Raw genomic sequence first — 22,020 nt, 5'->3', positions numbered from 1 at the left:
GTCAGAGTAGACCGGCTTCCGTCATGAGCTCGATAACCTTCGGGCCGTTCAAGGCTGAAGGGTCGATCACCGGGGCCGCCAAGCCGTCAAGCGGTGGAAGTTCGGACTTCGCCTGAACGTTCGAGGCTACCGGGTACTCGAAGCTGTACCCCTCGCCGAGGATCTCTTGGCCCTGCTCTCCGGCAATGAAGGCAAGAAACTGCTGGGCCTCGTCGGCGTGCGGGGCGTTCTTGAGCACGCCGCCACCGGACACGCTTACGAAGGCGCCCGGGTCCTGGTTGCCGAAATAGTGCAACTGGGTGTTGCCGCTGTCTTCCGCCGCGGCATCCTGATCGCGGTACCAGTAGTAGTGGTAGATGACGCCGACGGGCACTTCACCGGCACTGACAGCCTTCATGGTCACGATGTTGTTGCGGTACTCGGTGGCGTTCGTTGCCAGACCCTCGAGCCACTCCAGCGCGGCGTCTTCGCCCTGCGTCTCGACCACAGCTGAGACGATGGCCTGGAAGTCCGCCTTCGCCGGGGCCGCACCCCAGCGGCCTTTCCACTCAGGGTCGGCTAGATCCAGGAGCGAGGTGGGCAACTCTGCCTCGGAAATAAGGTCAGGGTTGTAGACGAGCACAGTCGAGCGGGCGGCAATGCCGGTCCAGTCGCCCGATGAAGGTCGGTACTGCTCCGGCACGAGCGCGAGAGTGGCCTCATCGACCGGGGCGAGCAGGCCTGCCTTCTCGACGAGCGACATCGCCGGTGAGTTCTCGGTGAGGAAAACGTCGGCTTGAGAGGCGGCGCCCTCTTGCACCAGTTGGTTGCCCAATTCGCTGTCATCGCCATTGCGGAGGACCACTTCGATGCCGGATTCCTCTGTGAAGGCGTCGGCCCACTCTGTGGTGAGCTCCTCGTGCTGGGCGTTGTACACGACGAGCGCGCCGTCGGAAGTGCCACCATCCTGGCTGTCGCTCGAATCATCGCCCGGGCCGCTCGCTGAGCAGCCCGCAACGAGCAGTGCGGCGATGGCAACGGGGGCAAGGCGCGCGAGACGCAGGGGAAAGAGCATTGGGGACCTTTCAGTCCATGGGGCAGGTAAGGCAATCCTAAGCCACCAGTGCGCGCATCGTGCTGCCTCGCCGATCGCTGTGACGATAATCGGTATGCCGTGGTTCACCAACCCTAGAACGATGGCTGCTGCGGGCACGTACCGTTCGACGCATTCGTCCGCGCCTCCACCAGGTGTTGGCGGCCTCTCGTCCCAAGTGATCGAAGATGACGTAGTGGTGCACGGTGCGCCCGGAAACACTGACGTGACGAAAGCTCACTGATCACTAGCGCGCTGGGAGGGCGAAATATAGTATTTGGCCATGGCAGCTGCTTCAGTGCCTGCCGGTTTGGACGGGAAAGCGTCGGACACCATGTTGGCGCTTGGCCGTTTTTTCACGCGGTGGGACCAGACAGATGATGGACGCGCGGTGTTCCGTGAGGGCGGGCGCAAGGGTGATGTGTTCTACCGTGACCGGTGGAGTCATGACAAGGTGGTGCGTTCCACCCACGGGGTCAACTGCACTGGATCGTGTTCGTGGAAGGTATATGTTCGCGATGGCATCATCACCTGGGAGTCGCAACAGACCGATTACCCTTCGGTCGGCCCCGACAGTCCGGAGTACGAGCCGCGCGGGTGTCCTCGGGGTGCCGCATTCAGTTGGTACACCTATTCGCCAACACGGGTGCGGTATCCGTACGGCCGAGGTGTGCTCGTCGAGATGTACCGGGAGGCCAAGGCGAGGCTGAAAGATCCCGTGCTCGCTTGGGCAGACGTTGTAGATGACCCTGAACGGCGCGGTCGCTACCAGAAGGCGCGAGGGAAAGGCGGGCTCGTTCGCATTCCGTGGCAGGAGGCGGTTGAGATCGCCGCTGCCGCCCACGTTCACACGATCAAGAAGTACGGTCCGGACCGGTGCGCCGGCTTTTCCCCGATTCCGGCCATGTCGATGGTGTCTCACGCGGCGGGAAACCGGTTCATTCAGCTCATCGGTGGGGTAATGACATCGTTTTACGACTGGTACGCCGACCTCCCCGTGGCCTCTCCGCAGGTGTTCGGCGACCAAACCGATGTGCCTGAATCGGGGGACTGGTGGGACTCCACCTACCTGATGATGTGGGGATCGAACGTTCCAGTGACACGTACGCCCGACGCGCACTTCATGGCAGAGGTGCGGTATCGGGGCACGAAGGTGGTCGCGATCAGTCCGGACTATGCCGACAACACGAAGTTCGCCGACGAGTGGCTGCCCGCCCAGGCCGGCACAGACGCTGCGCTCGCGATGGCAATGGGCCACGTGATGCTCAAGGAGTTCTTTGTGGACCGCGAGGTTCCGTACTTCAGCGGATACGTACGCCGTTACACCGATCTGCCTTTCCTCGTCCGCATCGAGGAGCACGCTGACGGTGGCCTCGTGCCGACTAAATTCCTGATGGCGACGGACCTACCCGACCAGGCGAACACTCCTGATGCCGCCTTCAAGACGGTTTTGATCGACTCGGCCACCGGCGCTCCAGTGGTGCCCAACGGGTCCATCGGTTACCGGTATGGGGAGGCGGGTAAGGGCAAGTGGAACCTTGACCTGGAGGGTGTCGACCCGGTCATGAGCCTTCTCGACGAGGCCGACGGCGGCGCATCCGCCCGAACCGCCGAAATTCGGATGCCCTGCTTCGAGGCGCCCTCCGGCGAGGGCTCGGTGGTGACCCGGGGTGTGCCGGTCCGGCGGGTGGCCGGTCACCTGGTCACCACAGTGTTCGACCTGATGCTCGCCCAGTACGGGGTTGGCCGTCCGGGGCTGCCGGGAGACTGGGCCACCGACTACGACGATGCGTCGACCCCGTATACGCCGGCCTGGCAAGAGGAGATCACGAGTGTGCCGGCTGCCGCCTGCATCCGGGTCGCGCGCGAATTTGCCCGCAACGCCGAGGAATCGAAGGGGCGATCCATGATCATCATGGGCGCTGGCATCTGTCAGTGGTTCCACGGTGACGCCACCTACCGCGCGGTGCTCTCGCTGGTGATGCTCACCGGGTGCATGGGGCGTAACGGCGGCGGTTGGGCGCACTACGTCGGTCAGGAAAAGACCCGTCCGATCACCGGGTGGATTTCCCTCGCGAACGGTTTGGACTGGAGCCGACCGCCCCGGACCATGATCGGGACCGGGTATTGGTACATGCACACCGATCAGTGGCGCTCTGATGGGTACTCGGCCGACTCCCTCAAGTCCCCCCTCGCCGAAGGACATTTTGATGGAATGCACACCGCGGACACCCTCGCTCAGTCGAACCGGCTCGGTTGGATGCCGTTTTACCCGCAGTTCGACCGCAACCCGCTTGATCTCGCCGATGAGGCCCAAGCGGCGGTGGATGCGGGGGAGGCACCAGATACCCCGACCTGGATCGCCAACGCCCTTAAGAACCGGCGGTTGAACCCGGCCATCGACGATGTCGACGCTCCCGAGAATTGGCCGCGCACCCTGGTGCTCTGGCGTTCGAACCTGTTCGGCTCGTCGGCCAAGGGCAACGAGTACTTTCTGCGCAACCTCCTCGGCACCCATAACAACGTGATGGGCACCGACCACGTGAACGCCGCCCGACCCCGGGACGTGAAATGGCACGACGAGGCACCGGAAGGAAAACTCGACCTCCTTGTCTCCGCAGATTTCCGGATGACGTCGACAACGCTGTTGTCGGACATCGTATTTCCCGCTGCCACCTGGTACGAAAAGCACGACCTCTCCTCCACCGATATGCACCCCTTCGTGCACGCCTTCAGCCCCGCCATCGACCCGCCGTGGGAGGCGAAAACCGACTTTGACACGTTCCGTCTGCTCGCGGAGGAGTTTTCCCGCCAGGCTAAGACGCATCTCGGCACCCGGCGGGACCTGGTCAGTGTGCCGCTGCAACACGATACGCCGGGGGAGATCGCCCAGCCCGGTGGAGTGGTCCGCGACTGGCGGGACACGGATATCCCGGCGGTACCCGGTCAGAACATGCCGGTTTTCTCGATCGTTGAGCGCGACTACACCGCGATCGCGGAGAAGCTCGCCACGGTCGGACCGCTCGCGGAGGAACGCGGCTTCACCGTCAAGAACATCACCTACCGGATGGAGCACGAAATTGAGCGGCTCGCACAGAGCAACGGGTTGATGCTCGGCGGGGCGGGCAACGGTCGCCCGGCCATCGATACCGATGCGAAATTCGCCCAAGCCATCCTGAGCTTCTCCGGAACGACCAATGGCGAACTTGCCGTGCAAGGCTTCCGCGAACTGGAAGAACAGACCGGCATGAAGCTCGCCGACCTCGCCGAAGGCTCCGAAGAGAAGCGGGTGACCTTCGCGCAAACCCAAGCGGGGCCCGTTCCGGTAATCACATCCCCGGAGTGGTCCGGGTCCGAGACGGGTGGGCGCCGGTATTCCCCGTTCACCATCAACGTCGAGCGGCTGAAGCCCTGGCACACCCTCACCGGTCGGATGCACTTCTTCCTCGACCACGACTGGATGCGCGACCTGGGCGAGGCCCTGCCAATCTACCGACCACCGCTGGATATGCAGCGGCTGTTCGGCGAACCGCGGTTTGGCCCGAACGGAACTTCCGAGATCACGGTGCGTTACCTAACCCCGCACTCGAAGTGGTCGATCCACTCGGAGTACCAGGACAACCTCTTCATGCTGTCACTGTCCAGAGGAGGTCCGACAGCGTGGATCAGCCCCGCGGATGCTGCGGCGATCTCGGTCTCCGACAACGATTGGATCGAGTGCGTCAACACCAACGGGGTGTATGTGTGCCGAGCCATCGTCAGCCATCGGATGCCCGCGGGTGTCGTTTACGTCTACCACGCCCAAGAGCGCACGATCGATGTGCCGAAGTCCGAGGCGACCGGCCGCCGAGGTGGCATCCACAACTCGGCCACCCGACTGCTCGTCAAACCCACCCACCTTATCGGTGGGTATGCGCAGTTGTCCTACGCGTTCAACTACCTGGGACCCACCGGCAACCAGCGTGACATGGTCACCACAATACGAAAGCGTTCCCAGGAGGTGCGGTACTGATGCGCGTTATGGCTCAAATGGGCATGGTGATGAACCTCGATAAGTGCATCGGCTGCCATACCTGCTCGGTGACCTGCAAACAAGCGTGGACGAACCGCGCCGGCACCGAATACGTCTGGTTCAACAACGTCGAGACCCGGCCGGGACAAGGGTATCCGCGCCGCTACGAAGACCAGGAACGGTGGAAGGGCGGCTGGCAGCTTAACAAGAAGGGCCGACTGGTGCTCACGGGCGGTGGACGGCTGAAAAAGCTGTTCGGACTCTTCGCGAGCCCCGTGCAGCCCGAGTTGAAGGACTACTACGAGCCCTGGACCTATGACTACAAGACCCTGATCGACGCTCCGCTCGGAGACGACTTCCCGGTGGCCCGACCAAAATCGTTGATCACCGGTCGGGACACCAAAATTAGCTGGTCGGCCAACTGGGACGACGACCTCGGCGGCGCCCCGGAGATGGGGCACCTCGACCCCATCGTCGAAAAGGTGCGGCGGGAGTCGGAAGACAAGATCAAGTTCGCCTTTGAACAGACCTTCATGTTCTACCTTCCGCGGATCTGTGAGCACTGCCTCAACCCCTCCTGCATGGCGTCGTGCCCTTCCGGTGCCATCTATAAGCGCGTCGAAGACGGCATCGTTCTCGTCGACCAGGACAAGTGCCGAGGCTGGCGCCAGTGCATCACCGGCTGCCCCTACAAGAAGATCTACTTCAACCACAAGACCGGTAAGGCCGAGAAGTGCACCTTCTGCTATCCGCGGGTGGAAGTCGGTCTTCCCACCGTGTGCTCCGAAACCTGTGTCGGCCGCCTCCGCTACCTCGGTCTGTTCCTCTATGACGCCGACCGGGTCACCGACGCCGCCGCGGTGACGGACGTGACTGACCTGTACGAATCGCAGATGGACGTACTCCTAGACCCCAACGACCCCGAGGTGGCCGCAGCCGCCCTCGACCAGGGCATCCCCGCCGACTGGCTCGACGCAGCGAAGAAGTCGCCGGTATATGCGCTCGCCAAGGTGTACAAAGTGGCGCTGCCGCTGCACCCGGAGTATCGCACCATGCCGATGGTCTGGTACGTGCCGCCGCTGTCTCCCATCGTTGACCTGCTGAGCGAGCAGGGCCACGACGCCGAAGACAGCGGCAATCTCTTCGGCGCCATCGACGCACTCCGCATCCCCGTCGAGTATCTCGCTGAGCTGTTCACCGCCGGCGACACCGACAAGATCACCGAGGTGTTGCGCAAGCTTGCGGCGATGCGTGCCTACATGCGGGCGATCACGATGGAACAGGAACCCGACCCGTCGATTCCGGAAGCCGTGGGGATGTCGCCGGGCTCCATGTACGAGATGTACAGGCTGATGGCGATCGCGAAGTATGACGAGCGTTACGTCATTCCCAAGGCACACGTCGAGCAGGCACACGACCTGGAGGAGATGGGGTGCTCGGTCGATTTTGAGGGTGGTCCGGGCATGTATGAAGACTCGCCGTTCGGTGAGGCGAGCGGCAGGCCAACACCCGTGGCCGTGGAAAACTTCTACGCGCTGAAAGACCGGCAGACGTCCGATACTCCCGCCGGCGAGCAGGCCCTCCGAGGCCGCGTCAATCTACTGAACTGGGACGGCAACGGTAGCCCGACCGGTCTCTTTCCCGAGAAACGCGACCGACCAAGCGCTGCGGCCCCGTCGCCGGGCGATCTGCGCCCGCCCACGGAAAAGGGCGGCTCGCTATGAGGCGCGATCGAGCCGCCGCCGCGCACAGCCTGGCGCAGCGCGTGTTCTATCAGGCCGCGTCCTGGTGTCTGTCGTACCCGGATGCCAAACTCCTGGAACGGTGCGCGTTGATGCGGTCCGCGCTGGCCGAACACGGCCCGGCTGCACCGGATCTCACAGCGTTCATCGGGTACCTCGAGAACACCGCGTTGGGGACCCTGGAGCGTTCCTACGTGGAGACGTTCGACCTGAGCAAGCACCATCCGCTCTATCTCTCGTATTGGACCGACGGCGACACCCGTCGCCGGGGTGACGTGTTGGCTGAGTTCAAGCAGGTGTACCGGGGCAGTGACTACCTGACCAACACCCACGGTGAGCTGCCCGACTTCTTACCGCTGGTTCTCGAGTTCGCCGCGTTGGCCGGCCCGATGGCGGGTCGCGATCTGCTCATCCGATACCGGCCCAGTGTCGAAATGCTCCGACTCGCGCTCACCGAGCACAAGTCACCGTACGCCACCGTGGTGGAGGGCATTTGTGCCACCCTTCCCGGCCCATCACCCGCCGATCGACAGGCCGTCCAAACCATGGCGGGCGTCGGCCCACCGGCCGAAAGTGTCGGCCTCGAACCCTACGACCCCCGTCTGCTTCCCCTGAACGGCGGCTCATGATGTGGGACGTGCTGCTCTGGGGCATTCTCCCCTACGTGATGGTGGCGATCCTGATCGGTGGGACCATCTGGCGCTACCGCTATGACCAATTCGGTTGGACCACCCGTTCATCCCAACTCTACGAATCCCGCCTCCTGCGGATCGGATCCCCGATATTTCACTTCGGGCTCCTAGCCGTCATCGCCGGGCATTTCTTCGGCCTGGTGGTCCCCATGTCCTGGACACTCTTTTTCGGGATGAGCCAGGATTTCTATCATCTCAACGCCCTGCTGGTCGGGGGAGTCGCTGGGGTATGCACTCTCGGCGGGATCGTGATCCTGATCTATCGACGACGCAAGACGGGGCCGGTTTTCATGGCCACGACCACCAATGACAAGATCATGTACGTCGTGTTGACAGCTGCGATCGTCCTGGGCCTCTGGACCACTCTCGCCAGCGTCTTCAGCGGTGAGCACGGCCACAACTACAGGGAAACGGTGTCGCCCTGGTTCCGATCCCTGTTCATCCTGCAACCCGATGTCACGGCTATGGCTGCCGCTCCGTTCTCCTTCCACATCCACACCCTCGTCGGCATGTTGTTGTTCACAATCTGGCCCTTTACCCGACTGGTGCACGCTTTCACCGCGCCTCTGCACTACTTGTTCAGGCCCTACATCGTCTACCGGTCCAGGGATCGAGAAGCCGGGCAGGTACGGCCGGCGCGGCGCGGGTGGGCGCCCATCGGCACCAAGGATCGCACTCCCGATAAGCGCTGATCGGAGCAGCGGCGATGGACACACCGATGGGCTCGAGAACCTCTGCACGGCAGAGGGCACACCACAGTAGAGGGACCAACCTCGCCCTCGCGACGCTCGCATCCGTCGTGTGCTTTTGGGCATGGACCAGCGTGTCGCCGCTGGGCATTCGCTACACCGAATCAATGGGCCTCTCCCCGGCCCAGACATCAGTGCTCGTCGCGATGCCTGTGCTTGTCGGATCGATCGGCCGGATCCCGGTGGGCGTGCTCACTGACAGATTCGGCGGACGCATCCTATTCGCACTGGTGCTACTAGCATCCGTCCCTGCTCTGGTGCTCGTCGCGATTGCAGGAACCCTCAACACCTACGTCTTCCTGGTGGCCGCCGCGCTGTTGCTCGGCGTGGCCGGAACCGTTTTTGCCGTGGGAATCCCGTTCGTGAGTCACTGGTACCCGCCGAGCCGACGTGGCTTCGCCACCGGCGTGTTCGGGGCAGGGATGGGCGGTACCGCGTTGTCGGCATTCTTCACGCCTCGCCTGGTGGAACGGTTCGGATACGTTCCCACTCACCTCATCCTCGCGGTGCTCCTCATCGTTGTTGCCGTCATCGTGTGGCTCTTCATGGCCGAGTCCCCAGGATTCACGGCCAGCACTGATCCCTTCCTGCCCAAGCTCGCTGCTGCTGCTCGGCTCAGCGTGACCTGGCAGATGAGCTTTCTCTATGCGCTGGTTTTCGGCGGATTCGTCGCCTTTTCCACCTACCTGCCCACCTACCTGCGCCAGATCTACGACTTCGACCTCACTGCCGCCGGAACCCGGACGGCGGGGTTTGCGGTTGCCGCCGTTATCCTCCGCCCCGTCGGAGGGATCCTTGCCGACCGCGTCGGGCCGAAACCGGTGGTGATGGGCTCGATCGCAGCCGTTTCAGTTCTCGCCTGGGTGGTGAATCTCCGCCCCGACGGTGAGATCCCTGCCGGCCTGACTTTCGTCGCAATGGCCTCGGCTCTCGGCCTCGGCGCCGGAGGAGTTTTCGCCTGGATCGGACGAAACGCACCGCCCGCCAGGGTGGGTGCGGTCAGCGGCATCGTCAGCGCGGCCGGCGGGCTGGGAGGATACTTTCCGCCGCTGGTGATGGGGGCCACCTACAACGCTGCGGAAAACAGCTACGCCATCGGACTACTCCTCCTAGCCGGTACTGCTCTGGTCGCCCTGGTCTTCACGATGCTTTCTGTGAAAGACAAGACGCCTGTCACCACGAATCAGTGATGCCTGCGTCGACATGAACGAGACGACGCCCGTCTCAGCCACAATCGGACGGTCGCGGCGCATGGATAGAGATGGGGGAGGCGCGCGTGCCGTGGGATCTAGGGACTAACCACGATCGTGCCGATGACGGGAAGCGATCTGTGCCAAATTCTTGTTTTTCAAGTTTGGGTGAACTCGGAGGAGACTTTCTCAAGGCTCCGACCGATCAGGCTGAGGAGACTCTGGCGCAGCAGTTAGCGCACATCGCGTTCTCCGGCAAACTCGAATCGGCAGACCAGATCGAATTGACGGTCGTAGGCCATCCAGGTGGTGGGTTCAGTTTTGATAGCACCCGGGTGCATGCGCGAGCAAACGAACTCCTTTGGCGTGGTCCCGTTATAGGCGTCGAAGATTCTGACGACGAGTCCGTTAGCACGACTAGCACTTACTCGGCTCGAGCCACGGACGCAGACGGCTAACGCGCTTCCTGCGAAGGGCGTCGCGGGCGGCGCTGCGCGCGCCGGCCGCCGCAGTTCCTCCGCGGTCCATAGAACAGGAGTCCATCGGCCGAGCGTCGGCTAATGGCTAGAGCCAGGCGGCCAGTTCGTCGGCGAGGGTGGGACGCGATCGGGCGAGTAATCCGCGCATTGTCGACTCTGGAACGACGAGTTCGATCGCGATATCTGCGTAGCTGCAGCCGGCGAACTCACGCATGAGCCAGGCCCGTTCTTGATCCAGGGGGAAGCTAGCCAACGCTAGACAGTGCGCCGTTTTGAAGTAGAAGCTGCACTACGTCTAAGGGACGACTTTCGACTGTGCCGGGGTGTCGAAGGACAGCGTTCCCGGATTCCGTAGGGTCGTCCGCAGGCGGACAGGGGACACGGCACATCACGTACGCCTGTCCTTGGTCAGTCCAGCGACATAGACTGATTGTTCGTTCGAGAGGGAGAGCCATGAAAATCAACGACGACGCTGATGGTGAATACACCGATTCCGAGGCAGCGGCCGGCACGCCGGAAATTGACGCCGACGAGACGCAGGCAGAGGGCGAGTACACCGATAGCGATACTCCTAACGAGAACCCACCGGCAACGGACACCACCTCACTCTGACCTCAGGTCGCGCTTTGCCGAGGGCAGCGCGTGTAGGTTAGCTCTCCGGCAGTCCCAGAACCGGTCGGCGGTGTGACCAGAAACGAACCAGATAGCTCGCTGTGTGACCAGAATGAGCCCGTATTCGTCCGTGCCAGCGCGTACACTAGACCCATGAAAACCGCGGAAATCCGCGGGATTCCGGCCCAGTTGTGGGTGGACGAAGAGCTCGAGACGGCTATCGTTTGTTCTTGGTTCGAGTCCAGGTACCCCAGCAGTAGCAACCCCCGGTCAAGCGGGGGTTTTGTTGTTAACATAATCACATTCTCGGCAGAGTATCTGGCCACAGTGCTGTTGTAGACAACAAATTCATTTAGAACGAGCGCACGCGAAAGCCCTGTTGAGAGACGTTTAGGGCCGATCCGTGGTGTCGAAATTCGCGTGGCTTGCCGTCATGCACGGATTGAGCACAGGTAGGTATCCCTGCATCCTCTAAGTCGGCGACGGGGGAGCGGCGAGCAAGCACCGGGCCGTCGTCCTCCGTGCGAGTGAGAGCTGGGCCGAGCAGATCGGACAGCTGCTAGAAGGACTCGACAGAATGGGGAACGCCGCCTGCGAAATATAGTCTGTCGACAAGCCAGCCCTTGAGCGTCTCGTAGCCTACGGATGCGAGATGGTGAGATGAATTTTGACAGTCGGATTAGTCGCACTGCTGCGGCCGAGCCGAGAGGTATCTCGTAACGTGGGGCCCGACGCCCAGCGGGCTGCGCCTTAGTCGAAGACGCGCCATTCGCGCACGAACTCATCGACGGTCTTGGTTTCGAGGTCGCGGCGCACGGTCTCCAACAAGAAGTGGGGTTCGCCGATGTCAGCGGCAGTGCGTAGAACCTCGGCTCCGCTCGCGCGCCGGCGGATGACTAGGTCGGCGTCGATCTCGACGTCACCCGATGCTGCGCGGATCAGTGCCCATGCCCGACGAAGCAGGCGTCGAGTGCGCGTGCCTGATGGCTCCTCGAGGTCTGCGATCAGGTAGTTTGACGCGCGATCCATGCCCTTATCTTGTCGTATCGCCAAGCGCCGGCGCACGTCCCCGGGCCGTTAGAAAAGACATTCCTATAGATAAGCCGGCGGGTACCTCGTGCCCCACTGCGGATCATTGAACGCACCGGCGAATGCCGGCAGGGGCGACCGGCTACAGCACGTCCTCGCCCGCAGCGAAGGTGTGATCGGGGTCTTCGAACTGCATGTCGTGGCGCACGTCAGGGAGACGTCTACACGTTTCCTGTGGCTCGTATTCATCGGTATTTGGTTTCTAGGCCACTGGTCCAGATCGCCTGCCGCCTGCAGAATTTGAAAGGCCGTGCTTTCGGCCTAGGGCGGCATTCGTGATCTCAATGCTGATTCCGGACCGCTGTATCCACGACCGAGAAATGAACCATGACGACCTTGCACTCGCGCCGCCTGGCACTTTTTGCCCTCTTCGCCCTGCCCGGTCTGGCGATCTCTTCGTGGGTGACTCGGACGCCGGCCATCCGGGATCTGCTGGGCGCGACGACATCGGAGATGGGCTTGATCCTGCTCGGCTTGTCCGCCGGGTCGATGATCGGCATCCTTGCGTCCGGTCCTGCCGTCGCGCGCTGGGGAGCGAGGCCCGTGATGCTCGCGGGCACGATCGGGGTCATCCTGAGCATGCCGACGATCGGCGTCGGGGCAGCTTCATCGTCGGCCACAGCGACGATCATCGGCCTGTTTCTCTTCGGGCTGGGGATGGGGGGCGGGGAGATCGCGATGAACGTCGAGGGCGCCGACATCGAGAAGACCATCGGCCGCCCCGTGCTGCCTGCCCTGCACGGCTTCTTCAGTCTGGGCACTCTCGTCGGTGCCTGTGCGGGCATCGCTTTCACCGCGACCGACGTCCCGGTGTTGTGGCACTTGTCCGCGATCGGGGTCGTCACCGTCGTCGTCATGGGCGCGGCTGCTCCGCGTATCCCGCGCGGAACCGGGCAGGTTCTTCGGGCAGCGGAGCTCACGGCGGCGGCGCCTCGGTTGCCTCTGTGGCGCGACACGCGCCTTCTTCTTATCGCTGCGTTGGTGCTCGCGATGGCGCTCACCGAAGGGACCGCGAGCGACTGGCTCCCCTTAGTCATGGTCGACGGCCACGGTTTCGACGCCACATCGGGGTCTGCCGTGTACACCGGATTCGCCGCCTCCATGACGATCGGCCGCTTCGTCGGTGGGGCGTTCGTCGCCCGTTTTGGCCGTGCACCTGTTCTGCGAGTCGGTGTCCTCAGCGCCGTTGTGGGCATGGCCCTGGTGATCTTCGTCGACAGCCAGGTCGCCGCAGTAGCGGCCGTCGTCCTCTGGGGCCTGGGCGCGTCCTTGGGTTTCCCTTTGGCGTTGTCCGCGGCAGGAGAAGGAGAGGGAGACCCCGCCAGGCGCGTCGCCTTCGCGGCCACGGTCGGATACGTGGCATTGCTCGTCGGGCCGCCCCTCATCGGGTTCGTTGGCGAACACTCCAGTCTCAGGACGGCACTGATCGCCCCGCTCGTCCTAGTGGCGGCCGCTGCATTCATCACCCCTGTCGTCAGGCCTCCCGAGGCTTTGACCGATCGTGCTGGGTCGCCTTTGCCAGTGCGTGCGGCGCTTCGCTGACCCGGAACGGTTGAAGCGGACTGTCACGCCCGGGCGTCGAACCGGCGGCGATAGCTCGACGGCGTGCTGCCGAACGCGGCGGCGAAGTTCTGGCGCAGGGTAACGGGGTTGCCGAATCCGCACGACGCGGCGATCTGATCGACCGAGAGTTCCGACGTCTCGAGAAGCCGTCTGGCTTCATCGAGTCGGCGAGACCTTACCCACGCGGCCGGTGTCGCCCCCGTGGCGTTGCGGAAAGTCCGTACGAAGGTGCGGCGGCTCATGTGCGCCGCGGCCGCGAGGCGGTCAACGCCGAGATCCTCCCCAAGATTTTCCAGGGCCCAGGTCGATGCGACGGCGATGGGGTCGGCTGCGGCTTGATGCGCCAGGGGCCGCTCGATGTACTGCGCCTGCCCGCCCTCCCGATGTGGTGCGACGACCAAGCTTCGCGCGACCCGGTTCGCCGCTTCGGCGCCGAGGCGCGTCCGGACTACATGCAGGCACGCGTCGATACCGGAAGCGGTACCCGCCGACGTCATCACGTCGCCGTGATCGAGATACAGCACGTCCGCGTCTACGGTGACGCCCGGATGTCTCCGGGCCAGGTCGCCGGCGGCGTGCCAGTGCGTCACCGCACTTCGGCCCTCGAGCAGGCCGAGGTCGGCGACGGCGATCGCCCCGAGGCACAGCCCGACGATCGTCGATCCGCGACCGTGGGCACTGAGAAGCGTTGCCCGGAATGCAGGCCGGATCTTCCGGCCGTCGTCGATCCATGAGGGGACGACGACCAAGTCGGCGTCAAGGACAGCGTCAAGACCCATAACCCGGCCCAAGGTGTACCCCTCGGCAGTGCGGATCGAGCCCGCGCGGTCGGAGAACAGAACTGTTTCCCACTGGGCCAGCCCCTGCCGACTCACCTCATCGAAGACCATCTGCGGCACCGAAAGATGAAACATCGGGACACCATCGAATGCGTAGATCGCGATCTTCACAGAAACCCTTTCTCTGGCCTGATGCCATCGTAATACTGCACACGGGCCAGTCGCGGAGACGGCGACAAGACCGGTAGCGTGGAGACGTGCCCCATCCAGTTATTACCCCAACACCCACTTCCGCTGACAGAGTCACCGCCAAGGCCGTGTTCATCGACTTCGATGGGACATTCGCTGATCGAGGAGTCATCCCACCCGCTCACGTAGAAGCCGTTCGTCGAGCGCGGTCCAACGGCCACAAGATATTCCTGTGCACGGGCCGACCGAAATCGATGCTCGCTCGCAACGTGCAGGCCGTCGGATTCGACGGCCTTGTCGCTGCTGCTGGCGGCTATATTGAGGTTGACGAGCAGGTCTGGTCTGACCAGCGGTTTTCGGCTGACCTAGCAGCGAGAACGATCTCCGTCCTCGAGAAATACGACGTCACCTACGTCCTCGAAGCACCCACCGCGATCTTCGGGCCGCCCGGAAGTCGCGAGCGGATACACGGGATTCTCTTTGGAGCCTTTCCCGGCGATGGCCAGGGGCCGAGCGACATCCTCGCGTCACTTCAGATACCTAACGACCTCAACGATTGTTCGTTCGGTAAAGTCACAATTTTCGACTCCAGAGTGCCGGTTCCCGTCCTCGCGGAAGAGATCGGCATCGATATCGCGGCACTTCCGAGTTCCATCACGGGGCTGAAGGATAGGGCGGGTGAGCTGTACATCCCCGGCGTTGACAAATCGGTCGGTATCGCCGCTGTCATCGCTCGATTCGGAATCGACCAAAGCGACGTCGTTGCCATCGGGGATGGGACCAACGACCTTGAGATGCTCGCCTTCGCTGGTACTGCTGTCGCCGTTGAAGGATCCCCGAAAGCGTTGCTCCGGCTGGCCGACCTGGTCATCCCAGGCCCTGACCGTGAAGGAATAGTCTTCGGCTTCGATGCTCTAGGCCTGACACGTCCAGAAATTCGACCAGTGCGTCCCGACGTGGAAGAGCCTGAGCGCGTCTGGTAGAGGTATCCAGGCCGTCTCCACGTCAGACCGAACACCCCCACGAGAACCGGCTTTTACCATTGATAGGCGAGGAATTTTCCCTCTATGGTTACCCGGACTCGATCGCCGTCGGGGTGAGCAACGCGGCCGAGTTCGACATTGCAATTGATCGCGCTCATGATCCCGTCACCGAATTCCTCGTGAATGAGTTCTTTGAGTGCGGGGCCGTAGACCTGGAGGAGCTCGTGGAACCGGTAGATCGTTGGATCGCTCCTTAGCGAGTCGTCTGCTGTGCGGGAGGGCTGACGCTGCATCGCTGTGACGGCGTCGTCGTCCAAACCCAGCAGCTCGCCAAGCGCACGTGCCTGGTCGGCCGGAATCGGGTGGAAGCCGAGAATCGCGGCCGCGGTCCACACCGGTGGGCGGGAGATAGCCGACGCGAGGTCCTCCCAGGTGAGCCCGATTTTGATGCGCAGTTGGTTCGCCAGCTCTCCCGCCTCACCCTTCTCCATGCGTTACCTCGCCGTCGTTATAGTCGTTGCCACGGGAGAACTCGACGAAGGTGCAATCGGTTTCTCCTACGGCCCACGCATCGTGTTCGGGCGGGAGCAGCATCACGTCTCCGGTGGAGAACTCGGCATGCTCACCGTCTCTCATCTCGACGGCAAGGGTTCCGGCGGTAACGAGGGCTACGTGTGGCAGCACGCACAGATCGGTGCCCGCATATTCCTTGAGGTCCGCGGACCAGCGCGCGCCAACGTGGAACGTGATTTGCGTGACCTCCACACCATTCAGGCTCGCCGTTCGCTTAGCGATGCGCCCGTGGACGCCGGAGGACGCGGTCAGGTCAGCCGCACGGCGCCTCGGGATAGCGCCCACCCGCACAGCCCTCCGATCCGAGATGCGCCGCCAGATCAGGGAGCACATCGCCGATCCAGATTTCAATGCGCTCACGCTGGCCGCGAACAATCACATCTCGGTGAGGACTCTGCAGATGAAATTCGCGGCAGCGGGCACGACTCCAGCAGCCACGATCCGGGCGGTACGCCTCGAATTCGCGCGCCACCTCATAGACCGCGGTAACACCGTGCCACGCGCAACGTTCGACAGAGGATGCCGACAGCCCAGTGCGTTCGCCCGCGCCTTCCGGCGCCAGTACGGCACACCACCCTCCCGGCACTCCTCCTTGCACGCACCTGACGAAAGCTAGTCGAGGAGCGGCTCGCGAGTCTGAGGCGCCCCACCTGTGACACCTCAGACGATCACCAGATTGAGCACGTCTGCGGGTAGTACAGTCCACAGCCACTGGTGTGGGGGCATTCGTATCGAACGGAAGACGCAAATGCGTCCGTTTGACAAGCCGTGGCGGCGTCCGGGGCAGTATCCGGTGGTCATACCGCGAAGGACCCTGATAGTGGACGCTTAGCAAGTACGGAGGCGAGACTTTCGGGTTCGTGAACTCAGAGTGCGGCTGCTCGCTGGGCGCCGAGGACGGCGGAGCTGCCGAGGTTGTCCTTCGGCAGCACGGAACCGTCTGCGATCGCATCGGTCCAGGCCTGGGCGGTGGCGACCGCGGCGAAGTTCGAGTTCAACAGCGCCATGAGGGTCGTGTGCACGGTTTTCGCGTCGGAGAAGCCCGCATCGTTGGCGATGTTGATGGATCCGGTCGCGTCCGAGAGGACCTCGGCGGTCAGCCCGTGGGTCTCGGACTCGGCGGCCGAGGCGATGATGCAGTTGTTGGTCATGTAGCCCACCAGGGTGATCGTGTCGACCTCGTGCTCCCGCAGCCAGTCGAGAACATCCGTGCCGGCGAAGACCGTGCCGAATTGCTTCGTCACGGACTTCCACCCGGGGCTCTGGCGGTTCGCAATCTCGGGATGCAGCGCGAAACCGGCCATCGTCGGGTTGAAGACAGGTGCCTCATCTCCAGCGCTGTGCTGGATGACAGCGATCGGAATTCCTGCGGACGTGGCCGCGTCGATGGCGGCGGTGATCTTCGGCAAGGAGTCCTGGTGAGCCGGGTACTTGATCTCCAGCGGTCCGCTGAAATACTCCTGCTGCACGTCAACGAGGATCAGTGCGCGACGGGGTGTGTTCATAGTCATTAGGTCCAGACGTTCGGGCAGCGTTAACTGCGTTTCCTCTATGATCCCGTGCTCCCTCACGGCACACCATTGGCTCACATGACGCAATGCGATGACTTTAGGCCAGTTGAGACGGGACCGATATCTCACCACTTTTGCGTTGGAAAGTGTGATCTCCAAACGTTTGGGCTGCTCCAGTTGACGTAGAGTGCTTGTTGACTCTACAAGACGTAGAGTGCTTGGAGTGCGTAAGTCGCGCACTTATCGGTAACCCGGAGGAGACCCCATGCAGACCCAGTTCACGATCGCCGGGATGCATTGTGCTCATTGTGAGGGTCGGATTCAGCGTGAGGTCGGCGCAATCGAGGGTGTCTCAGAGGTGTCATCGGACTACCGCACGGGAATCGTCATCGTCACGAGCGCCAAGACTGTACCGACAGTGGCATTCGCTGCCGCGGTGGACGAGGCAGGCTACGACCTCCTCGATGTCTGACGCGCGCGCAACTCCCACGTCCCCTATCTCACGCGACTGGTGGATGGCCGCGGCCGCATTGGTGTCTCTCGCCGTGGTGGTAGTGGTTGTCGTCAACAGGGGGGACTCCGGTTACGCAGCACTGAACCGCGGCTATCCAGGCCTCGAAACGTCAGTGACCAGTGCCGTCCTGCGTTTTGTCGTCGACCTTGCCGGTGCCCTGTGTATTGGCTCGCTCGCCGTGGTGACGCTGGTCGTTCCGCGGTCGGGGAAACAACGGATGTTCATCCGAAACGGGGCCGACCTCGTCATTGTGCGCTGGAGCGCACTGGTCTGGACCGTCGGCGCGGCTGCGCTCATCGCCGTGGATGCCGCAGACGCTAGTGGCGCCCCGCTGTCCAGGCTCTTGGAACCCGGCGCTCTGCCGTACTTGGTGCAGGCCTCGTACCTACCCGGCGCCTGGATCGTCGTCACCGTGCTTGCATTGACGATTTTCTGTGCCGCGAATTTCGTGCAGTCCTGGATGGCGAGCCTGGTCCTGGCCGTATTAGCCGCGCTGGCGCTGCTCACCCCGGTTCTCGTTACCCAGGTGCTCGTGGGACCCAACCATGACCTCGGCGGCGACGCGGCGATGCTCGGCACGCCCGCCATGGCACTGTGGCTCGGCGCGAGCGTTGGTATGGTGCTGGGCTGGCGGAGTGGCCGCACCAGCTCTCCTCTGGCCGTTGTCCGATTCACAATCTTGTCCTGTTGCTGCGCCGTGACGGTTGCGGCCTCTCAACTGGTGATCGCGGTCTTTGAGCTTGCCGGGTCGTCCCCATTCGCGAGTCCCACCGGCCTGCTCTTCCTTGTGAACTTTGCTATTCTCGCCGCCCTCGCGGTGCTGGGTGCCCGGCAGGTCCGCCGGCAGCTGACCGCGCAGGCGCTGGCAGCCCCCGCGGCAACCGGGGCGGTGCCCGGCCGTCTGATAGCGGCATCTGTACTATTGGTGGTCTCACTCGGCGTCACCGTGATGATGACCCGGATCCCGCCGCCGCAGTACTTTGTGCCTACCTCCATCGAGCAGCTCTTTCTCGGCTTCGAGGTTCCGGAGGCTCCCACCTTCGGCGTGCTGATTACGGCCTGGCGCCTCAATATCCTCTTCGCCGTCATGGCGACAATCGCGGTGACCGCGTATCTTCTGGGTGTGCTGCGACTGCGTCGCCGCAACGACGTGTGGCCCGTCGGCCGCACGATCGCTTGGGTGCTCGGTTGGGTGGTCCTCGTGCTCACTACCTCGTCGGGCCTGGGCCGGTACTCCACGGTCTCGTTCAGCCTGCACATGTTGATGCACATGAGCCTGAATATGCTCGGCCCGCTGCTGCTCGTGCTGGGCGGCGTGGTGACCTTGGCCCTCCGCACCCTAGCCCCCCGCAAACGCAGCGAACCAGCCGGCCCTCATGAATGGCTGACCGGCCTGTTGAACTGGCGGATGACCCGGGCGATGTACGCTCCGCTCTGGGTCTTCATCTCCTTCGTGGGCAGCTATTACCTGATCTACCTCACTCCGATCTTCCAGGAAGCCCTGCGCTACCACTGGTCGCACCAGCTGATGAACCTGCACTTCGTGCTCGGAGGGTACCTCTTCTACAGCCTTGTGATCGGCGTGGACCATCCCCCTCGCCCGCTACCGCACATCGGCAAACTGGGCCTGGTGCTGGCCGCAATGCCCTTCCACGCGTTCTTCGGTGTGGTGATCATGACCCAGACCGACATCATCGCCGAGACCTTCTACCGCTACATCGACGCCCCCTGGATGACCGATCTTGCCGGCGACCAATACCTCGGCGGCGGGATCGCCTGGTCGGCCGGGGAGTTACCGCTCATTGTGGTGGTGATCGCCCTAGTCACGCAGTGGGCAAGACAGGACGCTCGCACGGCGTCCCGCACCGACAGGCATCTGGATACCGGTATGGACGACAGCTTCGACGCTTTCAACGACATGCTGGCCACGCTCGCCCGCCGCGAGGCGGCTCGTCCCACCAGCCCGAACCTCCCCGAAGGATCTGCCCATGAGCGTTGAGTCGCTGAACCGTACCGCCCCTGCCGATGAATACTTGGAACTCGACGTGGGCGGAATGACCTGTTCGGCTTGTGCGAATGCCGTGGAGCGCCGGCTCAACAAGCTGGAAGGCGTCACTGCGTCGGTGAACTTCGCGACCGAACGGGCGCTGGTATCTGGCCTGCCCGCAGCGGAGGCGCAGCTTGCCCTCGACGCCGTGGCCCGGGCCGGGTACAGCGCTGCCGTGCGAAGCGGCGATGACGACGCCTGGTCCCTGCGGGCAACCGAGGTGAAGATCTCGTCGCTCCGGCGTCGCTTGGCCATCTCGGCGCTGCTCACAATCCCGCTGTGCGATCTCACCATTCTGCTGGCGCTGGTGCCCGACTTCAGGTTCGTGGGGTGGCAACTGGTCTGTATCCTCCTCGCGCTCCCTATCGTCACTTGGGCAGCGTGGCCGTTTCACAAGGCCACCCTGCGCAACCTGCGGCACGGCTCGGTGAGCATGGACACTCTCGTCTCTCTCGGAACTGTGGTCTCGTTCGGCTGGGCGGTCTATTGCATGGTATTCGCGCCCAGTACCGAACCGGGCTACTGGTTGGGCTTTGGTGTGACCCCAGCAGGCGCCGACTCGATCTACCTCGATGTGGCTGCCGGCATGGTCACCTTCCAGCTCGGCGGGCGATACTTCGAAACACGCTCGCGCCGGCGCGCCGGAGACGTGCTCAATGCCATTAGCAACCTTGCCGTTCGGCAGGCTCGGATTGTTGGTGAGAGCGGTGACGAACAACTCATCGCTACTGCACAGCTGCGGGTCGGCGACACCCTGGTCGTGCTGCCAGGTGAACGACTGCCCGCCGACGGCATCGTGACTGACGGAAGGTCCACCCTGGACACGAGTGCTATGACCGGCGAGTCCGCGCCTGCCGAAGTCGGCCCCGGCGACAGTGTGATCGGTGGCACCGTGAATGTGAGCGGGCGGCTCCGCATTCGTGCCGTGGCTGTGGGAACGCGCACCCGGCTTGCGCAAATGGCGGCGCTCACCGACGACGCTCAGCGTCGCAAGGCCCGTTCCCAGACCTTTGCTGACCAGGTGTCGTCGATCTTCGTTCCTATCGTGATAGCGCTGGCCGTGGTGGTCACCGTGGCTTGGCTCTGGTCCGGAGCCGATGCTTCCACGTCCGTCGGTAATGGAATTGCCGTGCTCATCATCGCGTGCCCGTGCGCGTTGGGTCTCGCCACCCCCACCGCGCTCATGGTGGGAGTAGGCCGCGGCGGCCAGCTCGGTGTGCTGATCAAAGGGCAGGATGCCCTCGAGGCCAGCGGCGTCATCGACACCGTGGTCTTCGATAAAACCGGTACGGTCACCACTGGCGACATGCAGGTTGTAGCCGTCGTGCCGCTCGGCTCCCACGACCGCCCGTCGGTACTGCGGGCCGCCAGCGCGATCGAAGCGGCCTCCGAGCACGCAATCGCCCAAGCAATCGTGGGCTTGGCCCGAGACGAGCTGGCCGAGATTGCTCCGGTACAGAACTTCACTGCGCTGACCGGTCTCGGTGCAAAAGGAACAGTCGACGGCACGGTGGTTCTCATCGGCAACCAACGTTTCATGACAGACCAGGGCGTGGTGATTCTTGGTGAGGGCAATGATGAGTTGACGAACGCCCTTCAGTCCAGTTCCACCGTTGTTGTTGTCGCCGTCGACGGCGCCGCCATCGGCATCATCGCCCTCTCCGACACGATCAAACCCTCGGCCGCGCCCGCTATCGCCGCGTTGCAGAAGCTGGGTTTGCACACGGTGTTGCTCACGGGCGACACCGTCGTGGTGGCAACGGCCGTGGGCGGTGAGATCGGAATCGACGAGGTCATCGGCGGTGTGTTACCCACCGATAAAGCCGCAGTGATCGAACGCCTGCAGCAGTCCGGCCATCGTGTGGCGATGGTGGGTGACGGTATCAACGACGCCGCCGCGCTGGCGACGGCAGATCTGGGCCTGGCGATGGTGCGCGGCGCAGACATCGCCATGAAGGCCGCAGACATCATCCTCGTGCGGGAGGACCTGCGGGTGGTGGTCGACGCCGTGCTGCTAGCCCGACGCACGCTTCGCACCATTCGGGGCAACCTGGTGTGGGCATTCGGCTACAACATAGCCGCCATCCCGTTGGCCGCGACGGGGCTGCTGAACCCACTCATCGCGGCGGCGGCAATGGCGGCATCGTCGGTGTTCGTGATCTCCAATAGCCTGCGCCTGCGCAACTTCGAACCCGGAGACCATGTCGGCTAGTGCGTAGAGCGG

19 protein-coding genes are annotated in these 22,020 nt (G+C 63.4%); 12 read left to right on the top strand and 7 right to left on the bottom strand.

What is annotated here, in order from left to right; genetic code table 11:
• Position 1: 1 nt before the first annotated feature.
• On the bottom strand, positions 2 to 1,054 hold the full coding sequence (locus tag E3O60_RS15705; protein ID WP_088456585.1) for an iron ABC transporter substrate-binding protein: 1,053 nt from the start codon (positions 1,052 to 1,054) through the stop codon (positions 2 to 4).
• Between the two features lie 301 nt (positions 1,055 to 1,355).
• Between E3O60_RS15705 and E3O60_RS15700 the strand changes: the two genes are divergently transcribed.
• The 5 genes from E3O60_RS15700 to E3O60_RS15680 are packed head-to-tail and all read left to right on the top strand — an operon-like array spanning position 1,356 to position 9,457.
• Positions 1,356 to 5,084: a nitrate reductase subunit alpha gene (locus tag E3O60_RS15700; protein ID WP_198415730.1), complete on the top strand. Its 3,729-nt coding sequence runs from the start codon at positions 1,356 to 1,358 to the stop codon at positions 5,082 to 5,084.
• The gene (gene narH / locus E3O60_RS15695; RefSeq protein ID WP_088456583.1) at positions 5,084 to 6,808 is read left to right on the top strand and encodes a nitrate reductase subunit beta; all 1,725 of its coding nucleotides are present in this window, start codon (positions 5,084 to 5,086) and stop codon (positions 6,806 to 6,808) included. The genes E3O60_RS15700 and narH overlap by 1 nt, the downstream gene beginning before the upstream one ends.
• Complete coding sequence (gene narJ / locus E3O60_RS15690; protein ID WP_088456582.1) at positions 6,805 to 7,455, top strand: nitrate reductase molybdenum cofactor assembly chaperone; 651 nt, start codon at positions 6,805 to 6,807, stop codon at positions 7,453 to 7,455. The genes narH and narJ overlap by 4 nt, the downstream gene beginning before the upstream one ends.
• Complete coding sequence (narI, locus tag E3O60_RS15685) at positions 7,455 to 8,210, top strand: respiratory nitrate reductase subunit gamma (RefSeq protein WP_134408461.1); 756 nt, start codon at positions 7,455 to 7,457, stop codon at positions 8,208 to 8,210. Before narJ ends, narI begins: the two co-directional genes overlap by 1 nt.
• A 26-nt stretch (positions 8,211 to 8,236) precedes the next feature.
• Positions 8,237 to 9,457 carry an MFS transporter gene (locus tag E3O60_RS15680; protein WP_134479747.1) on the top strand — a complete coding sequence of 407 codons (1,221 nt, stop codon included), beginning with the start codon at positions 8,237 to 8,239 and terminating at the stop codon, positions 9,455 to 9,457.
• Positions 9,458 to 10,021: 564 nt separating this feature from the next.
• On the opposite strand, the gene E3O60_RS15675 is transcribed toward E3O60_RS15680, so the two are convergent.
• A complete protein-coding gene (locus E3O60_RS15675) occupies positions 10,022 to 10,189 on the bottom strand; it encodes a sigma factor-like helix-turn-helix DNA-binding protein (RefSeq protein WP_240632206.1) in 168 nt (55 codons plus the stop codon).
• 200 nt (positions 10,190 to 10,389) lie between these two features.
• On the opposite strand from E3O60_RS15675, the gene E3O60_RS18560 reads away from it, so the two are divergent.
• Entirely contained in the window at positions 10,390 to 10,548 is a 159-nt protein-coding gene (locus tag E3O60_RS18560; protein WP_166788818.1) for a hypothetical protein, read from the top strand.
• 750 nt (positions 10,549 to 11,298) lie between these two features.
• On the opposite strand, the gene E3O60_RS15670 is transcribed toward E3O60_RS18560, so the two are convergent.
• Positions 11,299 to 11,577, bottom strand: coding sequence for a hypothetical protein (locus E3O60_RS15670; RefSeq protein ID WP_088456580.1), 279 nt, complete (start codon positions 11,575 to 11,577; stop codon positions 11,299 to 11,301).
• A gap of 387 nt (positions 11,578 to 11,964) precedes the next feature.
• Between E3O60_RS15670 and E3O60_RS15665 the strand changes: the two genes are divergently transcribed.
• Positions 11,965 to 13,179 carry an MFS transporter gene (locus E3O60_RS15665; protein WP_134498580.1) on the top strand — a complete coding sequence of 405 codons (1,215 nt, stop codon included), beginning with the start codon at positions 11,965 to 11,967 and terminating at the stop codon, positions 13,177 to 13,179.
• A gap of 23 nt (positions 13,180 to 13,202) precedes the next feature.
• Here E3O60_RS15665 and E3O60_RS15660 read toward each other — a convergent pair whose 3' ends face one another.
• A complete protein-coding gene (locus E3O60_RS15660; protein WP_166788817.1) occupies positions 13,203 to 14,150 on the bottom strand; it encodes a GlxA family transcriptional regulator in 948 nt (315 codons plus the stop codon).
• Positions 14,151 to 14,236: 86 nt separating this feature from the next.
• Between E3O60_RS15660 and E3O60_RS15655 the strand changes: the two genes are divergently transcribed.
• Complete coding sequence (locus E3O60_RS15655; protein ID WP_088456578.1) at positions 14,237 to 15,151, top strand: HAD hydrolase family protein; 915 nt, start codon at positions 14,237 to 14,239, stop codon at positions 15,149 to 15,151.
• A gap of 53 nt (positions 15,152 to 15,204) precedes the next feature.
• On the opposite strand, the gene cynS is transcribed toward E3O60_RS15655, so the two are convergent.
• Positions 15,205 to 15,642: a cyanase gene (gene cynS / locus E3O60_RS15650; protein WP_088456577.1), complete on the bottom strand. Its 438-nt coding sequence runs from the start codon at positions 15,640 to 15,642 to the stop codon at positions 15,205 to 15,207.
• Entirely contained in the window at positions 15,629 to 16,084 is a 456-nt protein-coding gene (locus tag E3O60_RS15645) for a hypothetical protein (protein ID WP_241980060.1), read from the bottom strand. The genes cynS and E3O60_RS15645 overlap by 14 nt, the downstream gene beginning before the upstream one ends.
• Between E3O60_RS15645 and E3O60_RS19140 the strand changes: the two genes are divergently transcribed.
• Complete coding sequence (locus E3O60_RS19140) at positions 16,032 to 16,340, top strand: helix-turn-helix domain-containing protein (RefSeq protein WP_166788816.1); 309 nt, start codon at positions 16,032 to 16,034, stop codon at positions 16,338 to 16,340. The two genes, E3O60_RS15645 and E3O60_RS19140, sit on opposite strands and share 53 nt — an antisense overlap.
• A gap of 250 nt (positions 16,341 to 16,590) precedes the next feature.
• Here E3O60_RS19140 and E3O60_RS15635 read toward each other — a convergent pair whose 3' ends face one another.
• Entirely contained in the window at positions 16,591 to 17,229 is a 639-nt protein-coding gene (locus E3O60_RS15635; RefSeq protein WP_134408434.1) for an isochorismatase family protein, read from the bottom strand.
• Positions 17,230 to 17,500: 271 nt separating this feature from the next.
• On the opposite strand from E3O60_RS15635, the gene E3O60_RS15630 reads away from it, so the two are divergent.
• From E3O60_RS15630 to E3O60_RS15620, 3 genes are all read left to right on the top strand, one after another.
• Entirely contained in the window at positions 17,501 to 17,707 is a 207-nt protein-coding gene (locus E3O60_RS15630; protein ID WP_134408433.1) for a heavy-metal-associated domain-containing protein, read from the top strand.
• Between the two features lie 154 nt (positions 17,708 to 17,861).
• Entirely contained in the window at positions 17,862 to 19,748 is a 1,887-nt protein-coding gene (locus E3O60_RS15625) for a cytochrome c oxidase assembly protein (RefSeq protein ID WP_166789003.1), read from the top strand.
• Positions 19,738 to 22,008, top strand: coding sequence for a cation-translocating P-type ATPase (locus tag E3O60_RS15620; protein WP_134408431.1), 2,271 nt, complete (start codon positions 19,738 to 19,740; stop codon positions 22,006 to 22,008). The genes E3O60_RS15625 and E3O60_RS15620 overlap by 11 nt, the downstream gene beginning before the upstream one ends.
• The last annotated feature ends 12 nt before the right edge of the window (positions 22,009 to 22,020 follow it).

It is taken from the genome of Cryobacterium sp. TMB1-7, assembly GCF_004402435.1.
GTDB lineage: Bacteria > Actinomycetota > Actinomycetes > Actinomycetales > Microbacteriaceae > Cryobacterium > Cryobacterium zongtaii.
The sequence above is the reverse complement of the archived record's forward strand: the minus strand, read 5'-3'. Positions and strand labels throughout refer to the sequence as shown.